The sequence below is a fragment of the Maribacter sp. PR66 genome, from assembly GCF_028464205.1.
Classification (GTDB): domain Bacteria; phylum Bacteroidota; class Bacteroidia; order Flavobacteriales; family Flavobacteriaceae; genus Maribacter; species Maribacter flavus.
Genome location: NZ_JAQPCH010000001.1, coordinates 1,118,751 through 1,143,127, shown reverse-complemented (window position 1 = coordinate 1,143,127; position 24,377 = coordinate 1,118,751). Strand labels below are relative to the sequence as shown.

General features: G+C 43.6%; 17 protein-coding genes. 16 read left to right on the top strand and 1 reads right to left on the bottom strand.

Going from position 1 to position 24,377, the window contains the following annotated elements:
* Positions 1-127 precede the first annotated feature (127 nt).
* From PP181_RS04910 to argH, 14 genes are all read left to right on the top strand, one after another.
* Positions 128-1,462 carry an MBL fold metallo-hydrolase gene (locus tag PP181_RS04910; protein ID WP_272636185.1) on the top strand — a complete coding sequence of 445 codons (1,335 nt, stop codon included), beginning with the start codon at positions 128-130 and terminating at the stop codon, positions 1,460-1,462.
* Between the two features lie 191 nt (positions 1,463-1,653).
* Positions 1,654-2,997, top strand: coding sequence for a mannosyltransferase (locus PP181_RS04905; protein ID WP_272636184.1), 1,344 nt, complete (start codon positions 1,654-1,656; stop codon positions 2,995-2,997).
* 237 nt (positions 2,998-3,234) lie between these two features.
* Positions 3,235-3,855, top strand: coding sequence for a GNAT family N-acetyltransferase (locus PP181_RS04900; protein ID WP_138257350.1), 621 nt, complete (start codon positions 3,235-3,237; stop codon positions 3,853-3,855).
* 42 nt (positions 3,856-3,897) lie between these two features.
* On the top strand, positions 3,898-5,085 hold the full coding sequence (gene argG / locus PP181_RS04895; RefSeq protein ID WP_154918068.1) for an argininosuccinate synthase: 1,188 nt from the start codon (positions 3,898-3,900) through the stop codon (positions 5,083-5,085).
* Positions 5,078-6,052 (top strand): N-acetyl-gamma-glutamyl-phosphate reductase, encoded by a 975-nt coding sequence (gene argC / locus PP181_RS04890; protein WP_272636183.1) that lies wholly within the window; start codon positions 5,078-5,080, stop codon positions 6,050-6,052. The genes argG and argC overlap by 8 nt, the downstream gene beginning before the upstream one ends.
* Before the next feature lie 108 nt (positions 6,053-6,160).
* A complete protein-coding gene (proC, locus tag PP181_RS04885) occupies positions 6,161-6,955 on the top strand; it encodes a pyrroline-5-carboxylate reductase (protein ID WP_154918066.1) in 795 nt (264 codons plus the stop codon).
* 325 nt (positions 6,956-7,280) lie between these two features.
* Positions 7,281-8,408, top strand: coding sequence for an aspartate aminotransferase family protein (locus PP181_RS04880; RefSeq protein ID WP_154918065.1), 1,128 nt, complete (start codon positions 7,281-7,283; stop codon positions 8,406-8,408).
* Complete coding sequence (locus PP181_RS04875) at positions 8,405-9,601, top strand: glutamate-5-semialdehyde dehydrogenase (RefSeq protein ID WP_272636182.1); 1,197 nt, start codon at positions 8,405-8,407, stop codon at positions 9,599-9,601. The genes PP181_RS04880 and PP181_RS04875 overlap by 4 nt, the downstream gene beginning before the upstream one ends.
* A 160-nt stretch (positions 9,602-9,761) precedes the next feature.
* Complete coding sequence (gene proB, locus PP181_RS04870) at positions 9,762-10,526, top strand: glutamate 5-kinase (protein ID WP_272636213.1); 765 nt, start codon at positions 9,762-9,764, stop codon at positions 10,524-10,526.
* The gene (locus PP181_RS04865; protein WP_272636181.1) at positions 10,523-11,461 is read left to right on the top strand and encodes an acetylornithine carbamoyltransferase; all 939 of its coding nucleotides are present in this window, start codon (positions 10,523-10,525) and stop codon (positions 11,459-11,461) included. Before proB ends, PP181_RS04865 begins: the two co-directional genes overlap by 4 nt.
* 2 nt (positions 11,462-11,463) lie before the next feature.
* Positions 11,464-12,216: an SDR family NAD(P)-dependent oxidoreductase gene (locus PP181_RS04860; protein ID WP_246160843.1), complete on the top strand. Its 753-nt coding sequence runs from the start codon at positions 11,464-11,466 to the stop codon at positions 12,214-12,216.
* A gap of 95 nt (positions 12,217-12,311) precedes the next feature.
* Positions 12,312-13,091, top strand: a complete 780-nt coding sequence (gene argB, locus PP181_RS04855; protein WP_272636180.1) for an acetylglutamate kinase — start codon at positions 12,312-12,314, stop codon at positions 13,089-13,091.
* A gap of 1 nt (position 13,092) precedes the next feature.
* Complete coding sequence (locus PP181_RS04850) at positions 13,093-14,157, top strand: M20 family metallo-hydrolase (RefSeq protein ID WP_272636179.1); 1,065 nt, start codon at positions 13,093-13,095, stop codon at positions 14,155-14,157.
* Between the two features lie 73 nt (positions 14,158-14,230).
* The gene (gene argH / locus PP181_RS04845) at positions 14,231-15,511 is read left to right on the top strand and encodes an argininosuccinate lyase (protein ID WP_154918060.1); all 1,281 of its coding nucleotides are present in this window, start codon (positions 14,231-14,233) and stop codon (positions 15,509-15,511) included.
* Here argH and PP181_RS04840 read toward each other — a convergent pair.
* A complete protein-coding gene (locus PP181_RS04840) occupies positions 15,508-16,362 on the bottom strand; it encodes a YihY/virulence factor BrkB family protein (RefSeq protein ID WP_272636178.1) in 855 nt (284 codons plus the stop codon). The two genes, argH and PP181_RS04840, sit on opposite strands and share 4 nt — an antisense overlap.
* Before the next feature lie 211 nt (positions 16,363-16,573).
* On the opposite strand from PP181_RS04840, the gene PP181_RS04835 reads away from it, so the two are divergent.
* Both PP181_RS04835 and PP181_RS04830 read left to right on the top strand, forming a co-directional pair.
* A complete protein-coding gene (locus tag PP181_RS04835) occupies positions 16,574-23,398 on the top strand; it encodes a BspA family leucine-rich repeat surface protein (protein ID WP_272636177.1) in 6,825 nt (2,274 codons plus the stop codon).
* 3 nt (positions 23,399-23,401) lie between these two features.
* Positions 23,402-24,334, top strand: coding sequence for a PorP/SprF family type IX secretion system membrane protein (locus tag PP181_RS04830; RefSeq protein ID WP_272636176.1), 933 nt, complete (start codon positions 23,402-23,404; stop codon positions 24,332-24,334).
* The last annotated feature ends 43 nt before the right edge of the window (positions 24,335-24,377 follow it).

Genomic DNA, 24,377 nt, shown 5'->3' with positions numbered 1-24,377 from the left:
AACCATGCGCTTTATCAGGTCAAAATTTTTCTTAAATGAAGTTCAATGTAACCTTTGTTACTGTCTATTTTTATAGAATGTCCTATTTTATTTGGGATACTTTTTTAAAAATAGAGAACTACACATTATGATTATAAAGCAATTTGAATATGCCCCTTTGGCCCATTATTCATATGCCATAATAAGCGATGGGAAGATGTCCATCATAGACCCGGAAAGAGATCCCACACAATATTATGAGTATGCCCATGAAAACGATGCGGATATCGTTGCGGTCATGGAAACACATCCCCATGCCGATTTTGTAAGTTCCCATCTTCAAATACATGAGGAAACAGGTGCTACGATTTACAACAGCGAAAAGTTGGGTGCCTCTTATCCCTTTACCGCATTTGACGAAGGTGTTACCTTGAACCTGGGAAACGTAACGTTATCGGCCATTAATACGCCGGGGCATTCCCCGGACAGTATCACGATAATCGCCAAAGATGATAATCAAATGGCTCTTTTTACTGGGGATACGTTGTTCATTGGCGATGTTGGAAGACCTGATTTAAGGGAGAAGTCGGGCAACATGAAGGCAAAGCGTGAAGAATTGGCTGAAATGATGTATCACACCATAAGGAACAAGTTCAAAGGTATACCGGACGAGGCCATAGTGTATCCTGCACACGGAGCGGGTTCGCTCTGTGGTAAAAATTTAAGTTCCGCCAGTAGCAGTACCTTAGGAGAGGAACGGCAGGGAAACTGGGCTTTTAAGGAACTGACCAAGGAGGAATTTACAAGCTATTTATTGGATAGTCAGCCCTTTATTCCCTCCTATTTTGGTTTTAACGTGGACATAAACAAAATGGGCTCAAAGAATGTTAGAAAGGCGACAGCGTCTATAGAGTTTAAGTTCAATGCCATGGAAAATGGATGGCTTGTGGACACACGAAATGAATGGGATTTTAAGAAAGGCCATTTACCGGGGAGCATTAACATACAGGCCAATTCACCAAAAGACAAATTCGAAACTTGGTTGGGTTCCATAATAGCACCGGAAGAGCCTTTCCATATCGTCATCGATAATCCGTATGACTTGGAAGCAATATTGAATAGGGTGTCCAAAATTGGGTATGAAAGCCAATTAAAATCGGTCATAACCCCGGATAAAAAGCATTTGGAGCAGAGCAATGGACTGGATTTATCCGATTTCAAAAAGAATCCCTCCGATTATACCATTGTGGATATTCGTAACCAAAGCGAAATCAATGAAGGAACCTTTTTTGGAGGGGCCTTAACACATCCCCTGAACAATCTTAGAAATACATACAAGGATATACCGCGGGACAAACCGATTGTCGTGCATTGCGCGGGAGGGTATAGAAGTGCAGCCGGGAGTAGTTTGCTTCAAAAACTAATGCAAAATGCCAAAGTTTTGGACCTTGGTGAGGAGGTAAAGGAATTCAAAAACACCTAATATCTATGGATTTGGCTAAAGCCTCTTGCCTTTTTGAAAAGAATACAACCAAAAATACCCCCGAGTTTTTGCGTGAGAGACAATCCTGGATATCGTTATATAAACGAATTTCAAACACTTTGAGAAGCTCATATTTTTGGAGTTGAAATAATCCGCTAAATTAGTGTGCTTGTTCAACCAAACTTAATAACGTGCCCAGAAGGCTGACAACGTATTTTCAACTCCATAGACTGCCCTTGCTCTTTGCGCTGTTCTCCATGGTTTTTTACTATAGTCTAGCCTTTCAGTTGGAACGAACGGACTATGTAAAGCTTTTTACTCTATTTGCGGCACTTTTCTTTTTCTATTGGAAACTTATCCAATTCGAAAAATGGAACTTTCGGTTTCTGTTGGTATCTGGAATTTTGTTCAGGCTGATTTTTATCCCGCTTGAGCCCCACTTGTCCCAGGATTATTTTCGTTTTATTTGGGACGGGGAACTCGTCATAAACCTTTTGAATCCGTACTTGGAAGTTCCAAACACCCTTATTGAAAATCGGGACCTTCCCATTGCGAACGCACAGGAATTGCACCAGGGAATGGGTAGTCTAAGCGCCAAACATTACAGCAGCTATCCTCCTTTGCACCAAATGGTATTTGCCCTTGCGGCACTGTTAGGCGGAAAGTCCATCTTGGGCTCAATTGTAGTTCTAAGAAGCACGATTATCCTGGCCGATTTGGGTATCTTTTATTTTGGCCGGAAACTATTAAAAAACCTCAATAGGTCCCCGCACCTTATCTGTTGGTACTTTTTGAATCCCTTGGTCATCGTTGAACTCACCGGTAACCTTCATTTTGAAGGTATCATGCTGTTTTTTCTGGTGTGGTCGCTGTATTTATTGTCCCAAAACAAATGGCAGCTTGCGGCCATCGTCATGGCCTGTTCCATATCGGTCAAATTGGTTCCCCTGCTTTTTATGCCCTTGTTCTTAACATATTTCGGACTAAAAAAGAGCCTGCCTTTTTATCTTATAATCGCAGGTATTTCGATCCTATTGTTTTTGCCTTTTTATGACCCTGCCTTTTTAACCAACTATACAGAGACTGTCGGACTCTGGTTTTCAAACTTTGAATTCAATGCAGGCTTCTACAATGTGGCAAAACGCGTTGCCATTGCCATGGATGAAAAACCCTGGAAATTCATAAAGGAGTATGGCAAAATTGTTCCTTATTTAACCTTAATCACGGCCCTACTCCTTACTTTTCTAAGGAACAATAAGGACCTCCTAACACTCATGGCTTCCATGATGTGGCTGCTCACAATGTATTACATGATTTCAACAACGGTCCATCCGTGGTACATCATTTCGGTATTGCTTTTGGGCGTCTTTAATTCTGTTAAGTTTCCTGTAATCTGGACAGGTATGATCGTTCTCAGTTATTTTGCCTATTCCCAAGTGAACAATGAGGAAAATTTACTCCTTCTGGCTTTGGAATATGCCGTGGTATTGGGTTTTATGGGATATGAAATTTTCGTGCATCCTAACAAAAAGTAAGCTTTTTGTAAAAAATAGGCCCATTCTTACTTAGGTTCAATTTAATTTGTACTTTTACTTCATAATGAACGAGAAGCTTTACATTTCTATTTTTACGAGTATCAGTACTCCCATCAGTCCGTTCGTATCTCGCCGTCGTCGCCCGTAAGGGTTGTACATTTTTAATGGAATTAGGTGAGTCCATTTCCGCACGAGCAAAATCTTATTTTTATTTCTTATTAAAATCCAAACATGGCAATGAAACTAGTTGTTGCTAACGAATCACATTTTAAATATGCACAGATTATCTGCGATACCATCGCGGAATCCGCCAAGGTTCGTGGAACGGGGATTGCAAAGCGCACTCCAGAATATATTCAAAAGAAATTGTCCAACGGAAATGCAATTATTGCCTTGGACGGGGACAAATTTGCCGGATTTTGCTATATCGAAGTATGGGGCCATGAAAAATTCGTGGCCAATTCTGGGTTGATCGTACACCCTGATTATAGAGGTCACGGACTTGCAAAGGCCATTAAGGGTAGGATTTTTGAACTGAGTAGGGAGAAATTCCCAAATGCCAAAATATTCGGAATCACTACAGGATTGGCAGTAATGAAAATCAATTACGATCTTGGATACCAACCTGTTACATTTTCAGAACTAACGGACGACCCCGAATTTTGGAAAGGTTGCCAAACCTGTAAAAACTTCGATATTCTGACCCGTACCGAGCGTAAAATGTGTCTTTGCACGGGAATGCTTTACGATCCGGAACGCAAGGAAAAGGACAAGAAGAAAAAGGAGATTAATAGCAAATCCTTTAAACGATTAAAAAGTATCAAGGAGGCCTTGTTCTTTAAAAAAGAGAATAAATAATATCAAATTGATTCCCAATTAGGGAACTAAATAGAATAAGTAATGAAATTAGTTTTAGCATACAGCGGTGGATTGGACACCTCCTATTGCGCCAAATATCTATCAAAGGAAAAAGGATTTGAGGTCCATGCCGTGAGCGTAAATACAGGCGGGTTTACTCCTGAGGAAATTAAAAACATTGAGAAAAAGGCCTTGGAACTTGGCGCCACTTCCTACACCTCTATTGATGCCGTACAGACGTTTTATGAGAAAGTGGTCAAGTACCTAATTTTTGGCAACGTATTGAAGAACAATACCTATCCGTTATCGGTAAGTGCCGAACGTATCGTTCAAGCCATAGAGATCGTTAACCATGCCAAGAATATAGGGGCCAAATACATTGCCCACGGTAGCACGGGAGCCGGTAACGACCAAGTGCGTTTCGATATGATTTTTCAGATAATCGCTCCGGAAATAGAAATCATCACCCCCATCCGTGACAACAAATTGGCCAGGGAAGTCGAGATCAAATATCTACAGGAAAATGGGGTGGACTACCCTTGGGAAAAGGCCAAATACAGTATCAACAAAGGACTTTGGGGAACTTCGGTTGGGGGCGAGGAAACTTTGACTTCTGAAAAGGCTCTGCCGGATAGTGCGTATCCCAGCCAGTTGGAAGAAAAAACGCCAACGAATGTTAAACTGACCTTTAAAAAAGGAGAATTGGTCGCTTTGGACGGAACCACCGATACTCCCGTAAACAACATAGAAAAATTGGAAGCAATGGCCTCCAAATATGCCATTGGCAGGGATATCCATGTAGGTGATACCATTATTGGAATTAAGGGGAGGGTAGGTTTTGAGGCAGCGGCCGCCTTAATCATCATTAAGGCCCACCATCTTTTGGAAAAACATACTTTGACCAAATGGCAACAATTTCAAAAGGAGCAGCAAGGTAATTTCTATGGGATGCTGTTGCACGAAGGACAATATTTGGATGCCGTCATGCGGAACATCGAGGCCTTTTTAACCGATACCCAAAAAACGGTGTCGGGCGATGTGTTCGTGAGTTTATACCCCTTCCAGTTTCGATTGAACGGTATTTCCTCACCACACGACCTTATGAATGCCTCCTTTGGAAGTTATGGCGAAATGAACAAGGGCTGGACGGCCGAGGAAGCCAAGGGCTTTATTAAAATCCAGTCCAATGCGGGAAAAATATACAACCACGTAAATCAAGGCAATGATTAAAGCGGGTATTATTGGAGGTTCGGGATATACTGGGGGGGAACTCATTCGGATAGTATTGAATCACCCTGCAGTGGAAATCGATTTTGTTTATTCCACTACCAGGGCCGGTAAGGGTTTATATACTGCGCATCCCGACCTTTTAGGGCTGACCGATATGCAATTTACCGGAACCGTGAATCTTGAGGTGGATGTTGTCTTCCTGTGCTTGGGACATGGAAATTCCTCCCAATTTTTATTGGAAAACAACTTTTCCGAGAAGACGGTAATCATCGATTTAAGTAACGATTTTCGGTTACAGGCCGATGCCAATTTTAACGGAAAACAGTTTGTTTACGGTTTGCCAGAATTGAATACTTCCGATATTGAATATGCCCAATACATCTCCAATCCCGGATGTTTTGCCACGGCGATTCAATTGGCGCTTTTGCCCTTGGCAAAGGCGGGTATGTTATCGGACAAGATCCATGTAAACGCGGTCACTGGAAGCACAGGTGCGGGCATAAGCCCTACGGACACCTCCCACTTTAGCTGGCGCAGCAACAACGTAAGTTGGTATAAGCCCTTTACGCACCAGCATTTGGGGGAAATCAACGAAAGCCTGCGTTCCTTTCAGCAACCTATTGGCGAATTGTTTTTCCTACCAAACCGGGGGAATTTTACACGGGGCATTTTTGCTACGGCTTATACGGATTTTTCAGGTTCCTTGGAAGATGCCAAATCCCTGTTCAAGGAGTATTATACCGATGCCATTTTTACGCATGTTTCGGAAGAACCTATTAGTCTAAAGCAAGTGGTAAACACCAATAATTGCCATATACACTTGCATAAACACAACGATACCCTTTTGATAACATCGGCCATCGATAACTTATTAAAAGGAGCATCCGGACAGGCGGTACAAAATATGAACCTGATTTTAGGGTTGGAAGAAAATTTGGGACTGAATTTGAAAGCTGGGGTTTTTTAATGATAGTGAAATAGTGGATTAGTACGTTAGAGGGATAGTGAATAAAATCGAAGATTTTCTAAGCACTGTTAACAACGAAAATCCAACAACGAATAACGAAAAAGGGAAATGAAAATAGCGATCATAGGAGCAGGTAATCTGGGACTTTCCATTGCCAAAGGAATTCTGAACAGCAACGGTGCCACGAGCATGTACCTGACCAAACGTAATGTAAGGTCCATCTCTGAATATGAGAAATATGGCAATGTTACTGTCACACCGGATAATAGGGAAGCGGTTGCCAAATGCGATATCCTGATTTTTGCGGTGCAGCCAGGGCATTTTGCAAGTATTCTGGAAAGTGTCAAAGACCTGTTCACGGACAATCATGTCATTATCTCCACCATCACGGGATTTGAGTTGAACAGGATTGAGGACGTAATTGGAACAGACAGATACATCATTAGGAGTATGCCCAACACGGCAATTTCCGTTGGTGAATCCATGACCTGCATCTGCAGTAATGAAAAAGGCAAAAAACGGATCGAATTGGCCAAAGCCATTTTCAATAGGATGGGGCACTCCATGGAAATTCCGGAATCGCAGATGCAGGCAGCAACGGTAATCTGTGCCAGCGGCATCGCTTTTTGGATGCGGTTGATCCGCGCCACCACCCAAGGTGCCATTCAGCTTGGTTTTGATGCCAGGGAAGCACAAGAACTGGCCATGCATACCTGTAATGGTGCCGCAAAATTATTGATTGAATCCGGCAACCACCCGGAAGAGGAAATAGACCGGGTAACGACCCCCATGGGCTGTACCATCCAGGGCTTGAACGAAATGGAGCACCAAGGTTTAAGTTCCTCATTGATCCAGGGTATTGTGGCATCCTACGATAAAATTACCGAGTTTAAGAAGAGGTGACGTATTGGGAATTAGGGGATTTGAAGATTAATGGATTGATTGATGTGTGGATGTGAGGATTGGTGGATTGGTTAATTTGAAGATTTGTGGATTGGTGGATTGATTGATGTGCGGATATGAGGATTGTTGGATAAGTGAGTTTGTGAAATAGTGTACTAGTGGGATAGAAAGTAATCCAATAATTGACATTTTTTACTTGAACTTAATATTTGAATTTGAGTTTGAGTTTGAACTGGACCCTTGGACTTGATACTTAAAAATATAATTAACGATTAAAACAAACACCCCGTAAAATACCCTCTTTGGGGGTTAGGGGGCTCATGATATGAAACTATTCGACGTATACCCTTTGTACGATGTTACTCCGGTTTCGGCCAAAGGAATTGTAGTTACCGATGCTAAAGGACAGGAATATTTGGATTTTTACGGTGGTCATGCCGTAATTTCAATAGGTCATTCACATCCGCACTATGTGAAACGGATAAAGGACCAGTTGGACAACATCGGGTTTTATAGCAATGCCGTTCAAAATCCGATTCAGGAAGAACTCGCCGAAAAGCTGGGCAAACTTTCAGGCTGTGAAAACTACAATCTTTTCCTTTGCAATTCAGGGGCGGAGGCCAACGAAAATGCCCTGAAGATGGCTTCCTTTATTACTGGAAAATCCCGGATCGTCGCCTTTAAAAATAGTTTTCACGGCAGGACTTCCGCTGCGGTAGCGGCGACGGACAACGCTTCCATCAACGCTCCTATAAACAAGCAGCAGCAAGTTACCTTTTTGGACTTGGACGATGCGGAAGGCTTGAAAAAAGAATTGAACAAGGGCGATGTATGTGCCGTCATCATAGAAGCAATCCAAGGGGTTGGTGGCTTGGACGAGCCATCGACACAATTCTATCAAAATATAGCCGCGCTGTGCAAGGAACATGAAGCGGTCCTCATCGCCGATGAAGTACAATCGGGTTACGGAAGAAGTGGAAAATTCTTCGGTTTTCAGCATCATGGGATTGAACCAGATATTATAAGTATCGCAAAAGGCATGGGAAATGGATTTCCGGTAGGTGGTATTCTATTGCATGAAAATATCAAGGCAAGTCACGGCATGTTGGGCACCACTTTTGGAGGAAACCATTTGGCCTGTGCCGCTGCACTCGCCGTTTTGGAAGTGATTGAGGAAGAGAATTTAATAGAAAATGCCGCCAAGCTTGGCTATTATTTTACAAAAAAGGCAACCGAAATCCCCCAAGTGAAGAGGGTGAAAGGCAAAGGGTTGATGCTAGGGTTGGAATTTGGTTTTGAAGTGGGTCCGTTGCGAAAAAAATTGATCTATGACCATCATTTGTTCACGGGGGGTGCCAAGGACAAACATGTGCTGCGAATTCTACCGGCCCTGAATATTACTGAAAAGGATATCGATATATTTTTTGAAGCCCTAAAAGCCGCATTGAAGTGAACAAACAGTTGGACATAACGACCAGAAACGCCGTGCTTACGACCATGGCGCAACTGATTTCCATGGAGAAATCGGCCTTGTTGGCCGCCAACAAATTAGATCTGGATAATTACGACGGGGCGGATCTGGCCATGGGCGACCGATTGAAAGTGGACGATGCCAAAGTAGCTGGTATGATCTCCGCCTTGAAGAAATTGGCATCGGAACCGGACCCTTTGGGCATTGAACGTTTTGCCTTTTCCCATGAAAACGGTATTAAGGTCAGTAATAGAACTGCGCCCTTTGGAACCATCTTGATTATCTATGAATCAAGGCCCGATGTTACCATTGAGGCGGCGGGAATCGCCTTTAAATCGGGCAACAAAATTTTATTGAAAGGCGGCAAGGAGTCCCTGAACAGCAACCTATTTTTGGTAGAACTTTGGCATAAGGCGCTGGAAGAGCACGAGTGTCCTAAGGATTGGGTGACCTATTTAGAATTTGACCGTACACAGACCCAAGCCTTTTTGGAACATCCAACGCAGAAATTGGATTTGATAGTCCCTAGGGGCGGGGAAAAATTGATTGCCTTTGTAAAGCAACATGCCCGCTGCCCGGTCATCGTAAGCGGTAGGGGCAACAATTTTGTATATGTGGATACCGATGCCGATTTACAGATGGCCCTGGACATTATCATCAATGGGAAGGCCTCGAAAATATCGGCCTGCAATGCCTTGGACAAGGTGTTGATTTCAAGGGATTTGCCAAGAAAACAAGAGTTTTTGCACCACCTCATCCAATCTTTAAAAAAGCACAAGGTCGAGATTCTGACCGATGCAAAGTTGGAAGGATTGGAAGGCACTTCGGTCATGCCCAATGAAAAAGTATGGTACGAGGAGTTTTTGGATTATAAAATACTCATAGGGCAGGTACCGGATTTGGACGAAGCGATAATTACCATCAACACGTATGGCGGCGGGCATTCTGCCGTAATAGTCACAAACAATGAGGAAAAGGCAGCCGAGTTTCTGAATTCCGTGGATGCTGCCGCAGTTTATCACAATGCATCCTCCCGCTTTACGGATGGGAGCGAATTTGGACTGGGAGGTGAATTGGCCATCAGTACGGATAAATTACATCAAAGAGGGCCTATCGGCCTTCAACATTTGGTGACCAACAAGTGGTATGTGAAAGGAAATGGGCAAATAAGATAGATGGTTTATAATAGTTTGGAATGCAGAGTGCAGAGTTAAGAGTATGTTGAGGTAGATAAAATAGAATGGAAGTTAGATGTTAGAAAATAGATAGAGTCTAATGTGTAGCCAACAGCTTTCGACAAATAACAAAAATCGTCCCGCGAACAGCCAATAGCGAATAATGAAAAAAAGGATTTTATTAAAAATAGGCTCTAATACCCTTACCAAGGAAACCGATCAGATTTCCAGAGGTAAGATTGAGGATATCGCACGGCAAATCTCCAAACTGAAAAACGATTATGAATTCATCATCGTAAGTTCCGGGGCGATCGCCGCTGCAAAGCAGTTCGTAAAATTGGAACACAATGGGAAGGAAATTACCGTGAAACAGGCATTGGCGGCTATAGGTCAGCCGCACCTCATGCGCATCTATCAGGAGAATTTTAGGGAGTTGGGACTGTTCACTTCGCAATGCCTCCTTTCCTATTCCGACTTTGAAAAACCGGAATCCAAGGAAAATATCAAGAACACCATCAATGTCTTGGTAGAAAATAATTTTGTTCCCATCATCAATGAAAACGATACGGTGGCAACGGACGAAATCAAATTCGGTGATAACGATAAATTAGCGGCATTAGCGGCAAGCCTTTTAGATGTGGATGTGTTGATCATCGCCACAAATACAGATGGCATATATGTCAAGGATACTATCCACGATTCTAAACCACAGACAATCCCGGAGGTAATGAATATTGAGGAACTGGAAAAAGAAATAAGCTTGGAAAAATCCTCCCACGGTACGGGCGGAATGGAATCCAAGATGCAGGCGGCCAGAATCGCAAAAAAGGCCCGCATCGAAACATGGATCGTAAACGGGCTCAAGGATAATTTTATTTTGGATGCCATTGAAGGAGCATCGAACTTTACAAAAATAGTAGTATGACGCATTATTTATCCATTAAAGACATTGATAATTTATCCGTATGGGTAAAGGAGGCAAGAATTTTAAAATCGCAACCAAAGGCAGATAAAAACCTAGGAGCGAATAAAACCATTTGCATGCTCTTCTTTAATAATAGCCTTAGGACACGTTTGAGCACCCAAAAAGCGGCGATGAATCTGGGCATGGACGTAATGGTCATGAATTTTGGAAGCGAGGGTTGGACCTTGGAATACGGGGATGGTACGGTGATGGACCAAAACACATCGGAACATGTCAAAGAAGCGGCCCAAGTGGTTTCCCAATTCTGTGATATTGTGGCCATTCGTGCCTTTGCTACGCTGACCGATAAGGAGCAGGACGAAGCGGAAGTTGTCCTGAACGGATTCAAAAAATACGCCGGTATTCCCATTGTCAATATGGAAAGTTCCGTAGGCCACCCTTTACAGGCCTTGGCAGATGCCATTACCTTAGAAGAGCACAACAGCAAGGAAAGACCAAAAGTTGTGCTGTCGTGGGCACCACACCCCAAGGCGCTACCCCATGCCGTTGCCAATTCCTTTGTGGAAATGATGCAGCTACAGGAAGCAGATTTTGTCATTACACATCCCAAAGGATATGAACTTAATCCAGCTATTACGAAGGATGTCCACATTGAATACGATCAGGAAAAAGCCCTGCAAGATGCAGATTTCGTATATATAAAAAACTGGAGCAGTTATAAGGAATATGGCAAGGTCCTGAACCAAGATCCTAATTGGATGATGACCAAAAAGAAGCTGCGGTCTGCAAAATTCATGCACTGTTTGCCGGTTCGAAGGAACGTCGTGGTCGAGGATGCCGTCTTAGACAGCGATCAGAGTTTGGTCATTGAACAGGCCAATAACAGGACATATGCGGCCCAAATCGTTTTAAAGAAAATTCTGGAAAACCTGTAACCTTGATTGAAGCAAAACTGAAAGACAAAGTATGTATCGTTACCGGCGCTACCAGCGGTATGGGCAAGGCGATTGCAACCAAATTTTGGGAAGAAGGTGCTAAATTGATTTTATCCGGTAGAAACGAAGAACGTGGGTTGGAGCTCTCATCCAGCTTAAAAGATTCCATTTTTATTGGAGGGGATATCCGCAATATAGACTACAATGAAAAGTTGGTAGCAACGGCGATTTCCCATTTTGGCACACTCGATATAGTTTCCCTGAATGCTGGAATACTGGGTTTGGGCAATGTGGTCAATCTTTCTATGGAGGACTGGAACAATACCATACATACCAACCTCAGCGCCATTTTTTATCTGTGTAAATATGCTGTTCCACATCTTCAAGCATCAAAAGGGAATATATTAATCAATGCATCCATCGCTGCATTCAAAAGCTTTCCCAATCACCCTGCCTATTGTGCTTCCAAGGCTGGTTCAGTAGCTTTGATGAAACAAATGGCCGTAGAGTATGGTCCAGAAGTACGCGTAAACGCAATATGCCCAGGTCCGGTTGATACACCCTTACTTTGGGATTCGGCGAAAGCATTTTCAGTGCCTGGTAAAGCCGTTGAAGATGCGGCCATGGCGACCCTAATGAAACGCTTGGGAACACCGGAGGACATAGCAAAATTGGCCTTGTTCTTAGTCTCTGAAGAAGCTAGCTGGATAACGGGAACAGCGATGACCATTGACGGAGGAATTATAAATTCGTAAGTTGAAACCCTTTACGAAGGATTTATTATGGTAAGTTAAATATCTATACAGAAGGAAATGTTTAAGAATCAAGATATTGACCCAATTTTAAACGTATGAGAGAAAAACTGTCGGTTGTAAAAATTGGAGGAAACGTCATTGAGAACGAGGCCGAAATGGAGCGATTCATCCATTTGTTTTCCGAAATGGAAGGTCCTAAAATCCTGGTACATGGCGGTGGCAAACTGGCTACACAATTGGCTTCCAAATTGGGCATAGCATCCAAAATGGTAAACGGTCGCAGAATTACCGATGCAGAAACCTTGGACATTATCACCATGGTCTATGCGGGTCTTACCAATAAAAATATTGTTGCTAAATTACAGGCAAACCAGTGCAATGCGATTGGTCTGAGCGGTGCCGATGCTGATAGCATACAGGCCCAAAAAAGACCGGTTAAAGAAATCGATTTTGGATTTGTGGGCGATATTGATGGTGTGAATACAACAACAATTTCCAATCTGGTTTCACTAGGTCTAACCCCGGTGTTTTGTGCCATGAGCCACGACGGCAATGGGCAGCTTTTAAATACAAATGCGGATACGATAGCCTCTGAATTGGCCATTGGACTGGGGGAAAAATACGACACAACACTCTATTACTGTTTTGAAAAACCAGGGGTTTTGATGGACGTGACCGATGAAGCATCGGTAGTTAGGCACATCGATACAAAAAAATACAAGGAGCTTTTACACGAGGGCATCATTGCTGACGGGATGCTGCCCAAATTGGAAAATTGTTTCCATGCTTTACATCATAACGTAAAATCGGTCTGTTTGGGAAATATGTTCATGTTGGACCAAAAAAACGACCTATTTACGACCATAACCTTATAAAATGAACCAACGAACACTTACGGAAAAGGCCTTAGAACTGCTAAAGGAATTGATTTCCATACCCTCCTTTTCAAAAGAGGAAGAAGGTACGGCGGCTGCCTTGGAAAATTGGTTCAAGGGCCTGGATATTCCATTTGAGCGTATTCACAACAACATTTTTGCAAAGAACAAGTATTGGGACGATTCCAAACCAACACTATTGCTAAACTCCCATCATGACACCGTAAAGCCCAATCAAGCATACACAAAAGATCCCTTTCAGCCACATATTGAGGATGGCAAATTATTTGGACTGGGAAGTAACGATGCAGGAGGATGTTTGGTGTCCCTGTTGGCAACCTTCGCCTATTTTTTTCATGCCGAAAACCTGAATCATAATATTTTGATGGTCGCTTCGGCCGAAGAGGAAAATGCCGGAAAAAACAGTTTGCGGGGACTTTTGCCCAGTCTGCCCAAAATTGATGTGGCCATTGTTGGCGAACCCACACTTATGCAATTGGCCATTGCGGAAAAGGGCCTTGTGGTTTTCGATGCCGTGGTAAAGGGAACGCCATCACATGCGGCGCATCCTAACGATAATAATGCCATATATAATACAATCGAAGTATTGGAGTGGTTCAAAAACTATTCTTTCGACAGGAAATCCGAAGTTTTGGGAGACGTGAAAATGACGGTTACTCAAATAAACGCGGGGAGTCAACATAACGTTGTCCCTTCTCAGGTAGATTTGGTAGTGGAAGTACGGGTGAACGATAAATACACCAACCAGGAAATTGCCGATTTATTGAAACGTGAGGCACCCTGCGAATTAAAGGAACGTTCGCTGCGTCTCAACTCCTCAAGCATCGACAAAGACCATCCCTTGGTAAAATCGGGCATCGCATTGGGACGTAAAACTTATGGTTCCCCTACCCTATCCGATCAAGCGGCATTGAGTTGCCAATCCTTAAAATTGGGACCGGGGGACAGTACACGTTCCCATTCCGCGGATGAATTTATATATGTAAGCGAAATTGAGGAAGGAATTGATTTGTATATTAAGATATTAGAAGGATTTATTAAATAATAAACACAAGTTCAAGTTCAAACACAAATTTTTTGAACTTGATGTTTGCACTTGAAATTGAATTTGAACAACGATGAAGCTCTGGGACAAAGGATTTAGCACGGATAAAAAAATAGACCAGTTCACGGTTGGCAACGATCGGGAATTGGATTTACAACTGGCAAAATATGATGTGATCGCCTCAAAGGCACATGCGAAAATGTTGGGGAAAATAGGTCTTTTGACGCAAAAGGAAACCCAGGAGCTGGTCAAGGAATTGGATGCCATCGCCTCAAGAATTGAAAGGGGGACCTTCACCATTGAGCCCTCCTTTGAGGATATGCATTCCAAAATAGAATACATGCTTACCTTGAGTTTGGGCGATACAGGCAAAAAAATCCACACGGCCAGATCTAGAAACGACCAAGTTTTGGTGGCAATGCATTTATATCTGAAGGATGAGTTGTCTGAAATTAAATCCAGGACCAAAGAATTATTCGACCTGCTTTTGGAAAAGGCCGAAACATATAAGGATGTCTTGCTCCCGGGATATACGCACTTGCAGATAGCGATGCCCTCATCGTTCGGGCTGTGGTTTTCCGCCTATGCCGAAAGCTTGATAGACGATCTTTATTTTATAGAAGCTGCCTATAAAGTGGCCGACCAAAATCCCTTGGGGAGTGCAGCGGGATACGGAAGTTCCTTTCCAATAGACCGAAGCTTTACCACTAAGGAAATGGGCTTTGAGACCCTAAAATATAATGTGGTGGCCGCCCAAATGGGACGTGGAAAAGTTGAAAAGGCAACAGCTTTCGGGATGGCAAGTATCGCGTCCACCCTATCCAAAATGGCGATGGACATTTGCCTTTACATGAGCCAAAACTTCAATTTTATTTCCTTTCCGGACGAGTTGACCACCGGGAGCAGCATCATGCCCCATAAAAAAAATCCGGATGTCTTTGAACTGGTCAGGGGAAAATGTAACAAACTGCAATCCGTCCCCAACCAATTGACACTGGTCATCAACAATTTACCGAGCGGTTACCACAGGGACTTGCAATTGGTGAAGGAAATCATCGTGCCCGCCATTCAGGACATGAAGGCCTGCTTGGAAATACTTACGTTCAGCTTGGCGGAAATCCAGGTGAACAAGGATATTTTGGAAGATGAAAAATACGATTACCTGTTCAGTGTGGATACTTTGAACGAGTTGGTCCAAAACGGAATGCCGTTCAGGGATGCCTACAAGAAAATGGGACAGGAAATCCAGCAAGGTACCTTTACCCCAAAACGGGATATTTCCCATTCCCATGTAGGCAGTTTGGGCAATCTTTGTCTGCCCGAAATCAAAGCAAAAATGGATAAACTAGGTTAGCCTGACCTAACGAATCTATCCGAATAGATCTTGGTAAACTGTGCGCCAAAGGTAACGATGAGGCTGGAGTAGGAAACCCATAACATGACTAATATGATGGAGCCGGCCGCACCATAGGTTGAACCCGGTTCCGCTTTCCCAAAGTAAAAGGCCAGGGCGTATTTTCCCATCAGGAACAAAAGTGCCGTAAGTGCCGCCCCAATTTTTACGGCATTCCACTTGACTACTTTGCTGGGCAAAAACTTGAACATAGCGGCGAATAGAAAGTAAATAAAAACCAATGATAATAAGATGTCCATTACAAAGGTCCAACCTACTACCTGAGTGGACAATAAGCTCGACAATTGCCTGGAAAATGCCGATAGCAAGGATGTAATCACAAAGCTTATCAGCAAAAGAAAACCAAAAATCAGAATAAAACCAAAGCTTTTCAACCTACCAAAAATGGTAGCCAAAAGTTCGTTGGAATAGTTGGGTGATACGCCCCAAATTTCGTTCAGGGCATTTTGCAATTGGTAGAATACCCCCGTTGCGCCGTAAATAAGCACGCAGACCCCTAAAATGGTGGCCAAGGTAGATGTGTTTTCATTGCCTGTATTGGCCAACATTACCTGGATGGACTGTGCCGTTTCTGGGCCCATGGCTGAAGATATTTCAGAAAAAAGTTCCCCACGAACTATTTCCCTTCCCCAAATGGAACCAACAATTTCAAGTATTATAATTAAAAGTCCGGGTAAAGAAAGAATCGCGTAATACGCTATTACGGCGCTTATTTTAAAAGGTTCCTTTTCCAACCAGGAATTAAAAGTCGCCCATAATAATTTTGGAAGCTGTTTCAAACTAAATTTCATCGTATCACCTTTGGCTTTTTGAAGCTATTTTATCTACTCCAATTTCGTTGACCCATTTCGGAATTATACTATCCCAAACCCTGGAAACACTTGTAAAATTAATTGTGTAGGACTGTTTACAACTAATAATGGGCAACTGACATCATTTCTTATCCTTCCTAAAATAATTCGAGGTTGAAAGCGTTTTCAGCAAACATTATAATGTCGTATTATGTTCAAGAAGTTCTTCCCGTTTTTCATACTACTGATACTAGGTTTAAAAGCCAATTCCCAATCCTTCACTTCCATTTGGAATACGAACAATACAAGCAGCGGATCTTCGGCGGCCAATGAGGTAACCATACCTACAAATCCCGCCTATACGACCTATAACTACGACGTGGACTGGGGCGATGGAAGTATCGATACGGGAGTTACGGGGAATATAACCCACACCTACGCATCTCCTGGAAATTATACGATACAAATTAGCGGTACTTTTCCTGCCATTTATTTTAACAATACGGGAGACCGACTAAAAATCATTGAAATACTGGACTGGGGCAACATCCAATGGCAAACCTTGGAAAATGCATTTTTCGGATGTGAAAACCTCAACTTTGATGCCATTAATTCCCCAGACTTATCGCAAGTTACCAACATGTTCCAAACCTTTCGAAATTGCCGAAGCTTTAACGGTATCATGAACAATTGGGACGTAGGCAATGTCACAACCATGGCCGGTCTGTTTCACGGAGCTACCATTTTCAATAGGCCCTTGGATGCCTGGAATACGATTTCCGTTACGGACATGACCAATACGTTTAATAGTGCAAACGCCTACAACGAACCTTTGGACAACTGGAACGTGGCCTCCGTCACTACCATGGAAGGAATGTTCTCAGCTGCCACTTCATTCAATCAAAACATCAACAATTGGGACGTAAGTCAGGTTACCAATATGTCCGGGACCTTTCAAAGTACAAATAGTTTCAACCGCCCTTTGAACAACTGGAACGTTGGCAATGTAACGGACATGTCCAATATGTTCTACAGCTCCGGTTTTAACCAACCTATTGGCAATTGGAATGTTAGCAATGTAACTAATATGAGCTACATGTTCGCACAAGGTCAATTCAACCAACCCATAGAAGGTTGGGACGTGAGCAATGTGACCAACATGAGCAACATGTTCTATAGACATAGAACGTTTAACCAACCCTTGAACAATTGGGACGTGAGCAACGTGACCAGTATGGCCAGTATGTTCGATGGATGGATTTGGAACGTTACATTCAACCAACCACTGAACAACTGGGACGTTAGCAATGTGACCAATATGAGCTACATGTTCCGGGACACAGACAATTTTAATCAGGACATAACCGGATGGAATGTGAGCAATGTTACCAATATGAAGGGCATGTTCAATGGTGCCCATATGTTCAATCAACCCATTGGAAGCTGGGTTGTAAGCTCCGTTACGGATATGAGCGAAATGTTTCAGAATGCGCCACTTTTTAATCAGCCTCTGGATAGCTGGGACGTAAGTAACGTTACGTTGATGAACAACATGTTCTTAGGAGCTTTGGCCTTTGACCAACCCCTGAACTCGTGGGTGGTGGATATCGTTACCAATATGAGCGGTATGTTCAGGGGTGCCGATGTTTTCAATCAACCACTCTCCAATTGGAATACCGCGAATGTTACCAATATGGGCAGGATGTTCCAGGAAGCCACGGCATTTGATCAAAATCTTGGCATGTGGCCTATTGGCAATATATCCAGCATGGAGCATATGCTGTCAGATTCTGGTCTTACCCAAGCAAATTATGACAACACTTTAATCGGGTGGGGATTCCAAACGGTTCAATCAAACGTAAACCTGGGAGTTACGAACCTTTCTTATTGTGATGGTCGCGATGCCAGACAAGATTTGATGGATAACCATGGCTGGAACATCACCGGGGATTCCATAAACTGTTCCTTTGTCCTTTGCGCAAATATTACAATGCCGGCGGCAGGTGATACCCAAGTACCTGCCAATAGTGATATACGATGGGATCCGGTACCCAATGCAACTGGGTATAGGGTAACCGTCACAAGGGACGATGGCTCAGGACCCGTGGAAGTATACAACCAAACCCTGGCAGCGAATAACGTTGGGGTTGACTTCACCAATGAATTTACCCCAGGGGACGATGTTTCCGTATTGGTGATCCCATTTAATGACGAAGGGGATGCTGTGGGATGTTCTCCCATTTCGTTCACCGTAGTGGAAAGTTGGGTCAATAGCCCAGCTGCCTTTAAGCTCACTTTCAACACTGGACTGACCGACTATAAGAGTACTCCGGCCAATCAGTTAAAAATAGAGGCAAATACGGGGTATCCAAATTATTTTACGTATGATTATTCGATAGATTGGGGAGATGGGCAATACAACAATAATGTTACAGGAACTATTACGCACACCTATCTTACACCTGGTATTTATACAGTTTCCATTATAGGCTCTTTTCCCGCACCCCACCATTATTACTCCAATTCAGATAGTTTTAAACTAATCTCCATAGATCAATGGGGAACACAACCTTGGGAATCCATGGAGCTTGCCTTTTATGGATGCCAAAATATGGAATATAATGCTACGGATGTTCCAGATTTGTCTAACGTGGCCAGTATGCGTAGTATGTTTGGATCCTGCTATTTGTTCAATGGAAATATTGAAAACTGGGACGTAAGCAACGTGACCGATATGTACGGTGTATTCCTAGGTGCATCAGATTTTAACCAACCTTTGGACAATTGGAACGTAAGTAACGTTACCAACATGAGCGCCATGTTTTTAGCAGCAACCTCGTTCGACCAGCCCCTTAACAATTGGAATGTAAGCAGTGTAACCAATATGGCGGATATGTTCCGGCAGGCATCCGTATTCAATCAAAATATAGATAGTTGGAACGTAAGTAATGTTACCAATATGTCTTCCATGTTCGAAAGAGCGGAATTATTTAACCAGCCGCTAAATTCCTGGAACGTTGGCAATGTATCGGATATGAGTCAAATGTTCGATGGCTTTGTATCTGATATGGCCTTCAACCAACCCTTGGACAATTGGAACGTGAGCAGTGTTACTAATATGCAGGCCATGTTCCGCAGAAGTACGGCATTCAATCAAAACATAAATAGCTGGGACGTATCCAATGTCCTGGACATGAGCTACATGTTCCGGGATACGGATAATTTTGACCAGCCCTTGGGTAATTGGGATGTGTCCGAAGTTACGAATATGCAATACATGTTCTACGATGCAAAGGTCTTTGATCAAAACATCAATACTTGGAACGTTACCAATGTTACCAATATGCGCAGTATGTTCCAATTGGCAGGTGTTTTTGACCAACCTTTGGGCAACTGGGACGTGAATTCCGTGGTGAACATGCAATCCATGTTCCAATCGGCTTCCGCCTTTAACCAACCTCTGGATTCTTGGAACGTAAGCGCGGTGGCCAATATGGCATCCATGTTCGAGAGTGCGGCACTTTTCAACCAACCATTGAACAGTTGGGATGTCTCTTCCGTAACCTTGATGAACTCCATGTTCGAAGATGCATCGGTATTTAACGGTCCAATTGGGAACTGGAACGTAGGTTCCGTAACCAATATGGAAGCCATGTTCAAGGATGCCGTTGTTTTTGACCAGCCTTTGGCCAATTGGGATACCGGTGAACTATTGAACGCCCAAGAAATGTTCAGGGGGGCAACGGCCTTTGACCAAGATATCGATGCTTGGAACACTTCCTTTGTAACCACAATGGAGTCCATGTTCCAAAACGCTACGTCCTACAACCAACCTATGAATTCTTGGAACGTGGCATCGGTCACTACCATGCTTTCCATGTTCAACGGGGCATCGGCCTTTAACCAACCTTTGGACAATTGGAACGTTCGAAAGGTCACCACAATGCAAAGTATGTTCGAAAATGCATCGGCCTTTGACCAGAATATAAACTCCTGGCGGGTTTCTGGTGTGGGCAGTATGAATTTTATGTTCAGGAGTGCATCGGCTTTTAACCAAGCTATGGACCAATGGGACCTGGGCAGTGTTTCCTTGCAAGGCATGTTCGAAAATGCATCGGCCTTTGACCAGTATTTGGGGGATTGGACCATGGACAACGTCAACAACGTGACCAACATGCTCAATAATACGGCCTTGACCCGCATAAACTATGACAGTACCTTGATCTCATGGTCCGAACAAAGTCTTACTCCCGGTCTTTCGCTGGGGGCCCAAGGCTTACTCTATTGCGATGCCCTTGAAGAAAGACAGTCCATGATGGACAACTATGGTTGGTCTTTCTACCAGGATATACTGGATTGCCCAATTCCGGAATGTACCCTACTCGTCGCCCCTTTCAACGGTGAGCTTGATGTACCCGTGAACACCAACCTAAATTGGGAGCCGGTACTCTATGCCCGTGAATACCATTTGACTGTAGGCACTACTCCGGGAGGCAATGATATCCTGAACAATGAAGTCGTGGTAAATGCCACATCCTATGAGTTCCCGACCGATTTTACCGGAGGTGAAACAGTGTACGTGACCATCGTTCCCACCAATGATACGGGAAGTGCGACAGGATGTTTGGAAGAAAGTTTCACCATTGCGAGCAATCCACCAACCATACCGGAATGTACCCAACTTACTATGCCCATGAACGGAGCTACGGAAGTAGCCGTGGATACAGATTTGTCCTGGGAACCCATTTCCAATGCGGATGGTTACCGATTGACGATTGGCACCAGTTCCGGGGGCAATGAAATCCTGGATAATGTAGACGTTGGTAATGTCACCAACTATGACCTAGCGACCAATTTACCCGAGGATACGGATATTTATGTAATGATAGTACCCTATAACGAACAAGATCCTGCTCTGGGATGTACCGAGGAAAGCTTCCGCACGGAGTTGATTCCCGTACCACCGGTGTGCACAAACCTAACCAATCCTATATCGGGGTCCGTGAATGTACCCATTGATACGGACCTTACTTGGAACATGGTGGACGGTGCTACAGGTTATATCGTCAATGTGGGGATAACACAGGGCGGTATTGAGATCGCCAATGGCATAGACGTTGGAAACACCACTACCTATTCCTTCCCACGAACATTACAGGGCAACAGGACGCACTATGTGACCATTATACCCTATAACGAGGTAGGCGATGCCGTTGGATGTGCCGAGGAGAATTTCAGGACGGGGACATCCACCTTGAACAACCCTCCCCTTTGTACCACGCTTGCATCCCCATTGAACGGGGCAATGAATGTAGCCATGAATACCAATATCAGTTGGAACGGGGCCGCAAATACGGATGGATATTATCTTACTATAGGAACAGCATCCGGAGCTACGGATATTCTTGACGCTATGGATGTTGGGAATGTGACGATGTATGACCTGCCTTTGGATTTACCGGAAAATACGACCATTTTCGTGACCATTGTGCCGTACAACAGTTTTGGAAGTGCCGCTTTATGTACTTCGGAAAGTTTCACCACGGAAACACTTCCCACCATACCCAACTGTACCAATTTGTCGGCACCGCTCAACAATGCGACCGATGTAATCCTATCCACCAATATTTCATGGAATACCGTTTCCAACGCGGATGGATATTACCTGACCATGGGAACTACTTCCGGCGGAAATGACATTTTGGATGCAATGGACGTTGGCAACGTAAGTATGTATGATTTGGCCACGGATTTGCCCGAAGCTACTACCATTTTTGTGACGATTGTACCCTATAATTCCATAGGAAATGCCATGGGCTGTGCGGAAGAAAGTTTCGTAACCGAAACCTTGCCAACCGTACCCAATTGTACCAATTTGACGGCACCGCTCAACAATGCTACCGATGTGATCCTTTCTACGAATATATCATGGAATACCGTTTCCAACGCGGATGGATATTATCTGACCATAGGAACTACTTCCGGTGGAAATGACATCTTGGATGCTATGGACGTTGGCAATGTGAGCATGTACAATTTGGCGACCGACTTGCCCGAAGAAACCGCAATTTTTGTCACAATAATCCCTTACAATGCCGTTGGAAATGCTATTGGTTGTACGGAGGAAAGCTTCGTTACGGAAAACGTATTGAATGTTCCGGATTGTACCAACCTGACGAGTCCATTGAATAACGCAACCGATGTAATCCTATCCAGCGATATTTCCTGGGCTACCGTTACCAATGCCGATGGTTACTACCTCAGCATAGGAACTTCCTCGGGCGGTAACGAAATTCTGGACAGTATAGACGTTGGAAATGTAGGCACCTATAATCTGACAACGGACCTGCCCGAAGCTTCCACCATTTTTGTAACTGTTGTTCCTTACAATGCCGATGGAAATGCAACGGGATGTTCCGAAGAGAGTTTTACCACGGAAACCTTACCTACCATGCCTGATTGTACCTCCTTGCTCACTCCAAGCAATGGGGATATCAACGTTCCTGTAGATGTAACCTTGACTTGGGAGGAATCCCCAACGGCAGACGGATACCGTCTCAGCGTTGGTACTTCTCCAGGTGCCAACGATGTGGTCAATAATGAAGATGTAAGCATCCTAACTTCCTACTCATTTACAGAAAGATTGATGGAGGACACCAGATATTATGTGACGATTACCCCGTATAATTCGCTGGGCGATGCCATAGACTGTACCGAATTTATGTTTACCACCATTAACCAGGACGACACCCAATACGGTTTCTCTCCCAATGGGGATGGCATAAACGATTTTTGGACCATTGACGGTATTGAACTAAATCCTGATAACACGGTCTCCATCTATAACCGATGGGGGGATCTGGTATTCGAGATCCAGGGTTATGACAATCAGTCCAATGTATTTAGCGGTACCGCCAACAGAAAAACCCAGCTTGGGGCCAGTGAACTGCCCAGTGGCACCTATTTCTTTAACATACAGGTATCCGGCGAACACAATCTAAATAAACTACAAGGGTTCTTAGTCTTAAAGCGATAATAAATGAACAAAACAATGTACCAATTCGCTTTATTGGCGATATACTTTTTATTTCAGATAGTCGGAAGCAAATTACAGGCACAGCAGACTCCTTTGTTTGCTGAGTATAATTACAATCCGTATCTCATCAATACGGCCTATGCGGGACTGGCACCAAGCACGGAAGTCTCCTTGAGCAACACAGGGTTTTTTAATCAGGTGGAGGGAAGTCCGCGAAGTTTTGCATTAAGCCTCCATACCCCTTTGAACCGGGGAAAAGTAGGTTTGGGAGCAGGGTTCATTAGGGACGAAATTGGGGTTACCACATCTACCAATGCCTTTGCGACCTATTCCTATAAAATCTTTTTTGACACCAAGAAAAATAGACCTTATTGGCAGGTGTATACGCCCAACTCCCTTTCTTTTGCCATCACGGGAGGTCTACAGCAATACCAGGACAATCTCCTTGATCTGGGTATTGTTGGTGATCCCAATTTCGCCCAGAACATCAATGCGTCCATACCCACCATTGGCTTGGGAATATTATTGAATCTGGCAGATTTTCATTTGGGCTTTTCGGCTCCCAATGTATTGGGGGATACCTTGGCTACGGATGACAATCTAGATCTCTCCAATGCGTATTACGGATATTTTGGCTACCGATTTTATTCGAACATCTTTGAGGAAATCATGATCAAACCGAATGTGCTGGCCAAGTATGAAAACGGCGCTCCGTTTCAAGTGGATTTTAACATCGCCATGAGCTATAAAAATAGGTTCGAGCTGGGCACGGGGTACCGCACCAATTCTTCCATAAACCTGTTGGCCGGAGTTTATCTCCTAAAAAACATACGTGCCATTTATAACTACAACTTGGCATTTAACAACAATCCGCTTGGAAACACCCATGGAATCGTAGTGAGCTATCTTTTTGGCGAAGGGTATCATAGGGATTGATAGCTCTTCCTTGATTCAAGCATGGAACTGAATAACGGCTTTG

Excerpts from the sequence above, each read along its gene's own strand:
- PP181_RS04835 (WP_272636177.1), top strand. The coding sequence starts at position 16,574 with ATGTTCAAGAAGTTCTTCCCGTTTTTCATACTACTGATACTAGGTTTA.
- proC (WP_154918066.1), top strand. The coding sequence starts at position 6,161 with ATGAAAATAGCGATCATAGGAGCAGGTAATCTGGGACTTTCCATTGCC.
- argB (WP_272636180.1), top strand. The coding sequence starts at position 12,312 with ATGAGAGAAAAACTGTCGGTTGTAAAAATTGGAGGAAACGTCATTGAG.
- PP181_RS04880 (WP_154918065.1), top strand. The coding sequence starts at position 7,281 with ATGAAACTATTCGACGTATACCCTTTGTACGATGTTACTCCGGTTTCG.
- argH (WP_154918060.1), top strand. The coding sequence starts at position 14,231 with ATGAAGCTCTGGGACAAAGGATTTAGCACGGATAAAAAAATAGACCAG.
- PP181_RS04865 (WP_272636181.1), top strand. The coding sequence starts at position 10,523 with ATGACGCATTATTTATCCATTAAAGACATTGATAATTTATCCGTATGG.
- argG (WP_154918068.1), top strand. The coding sequence starts at position 3,898 with ATGAAATTAGTTTTAGCATACAGCGGTGGATTGGACACCTCCTATTGC.
- PP181_RS04850 (WP_272636179.1), top strand. The coding sequence starts at position 13,093 with ATGAACCAACGAACACTTACGGAAAAGGCCTTAGAACTGCTAAAGGAA.
- PP181_RS04910 (WP_272636185.1), top strand. The coding sequence starts at position 128 with ATGATTATAAAGCAATTTGAATATGCCCCTTTGGCCCATTATTCATAT.
- PP181_RS04840 (WP_272636178.1), bottom strand. The coding sequence starts at position 16,362 with ATGAAATTTAGTTTGAAACAGCTTCCAAAATTATTATGGGCGACTTTT.
- PP181_RS04900 (WP_138257350.1), top strand. The coding sequence starts at position 3,235 with ATGAAACTAGTTGTTGCTAACGAATCACATTTTAAATATGCACAGATT.
- PP181_RS04830 (WP_272636176.1), top strand. The coding sequence starts at position 23,402 with ATGAACAAAACAATGTACCAATTCGCTTTATTGGCGATATACTTTTTA.
- argC (WP_272636183.1), top strand. The coding sequence starts at position 5,078 with ATGATTAAAGCGGGTATTATTGGAGGTTCGGGATATACTGGGGGGGAA.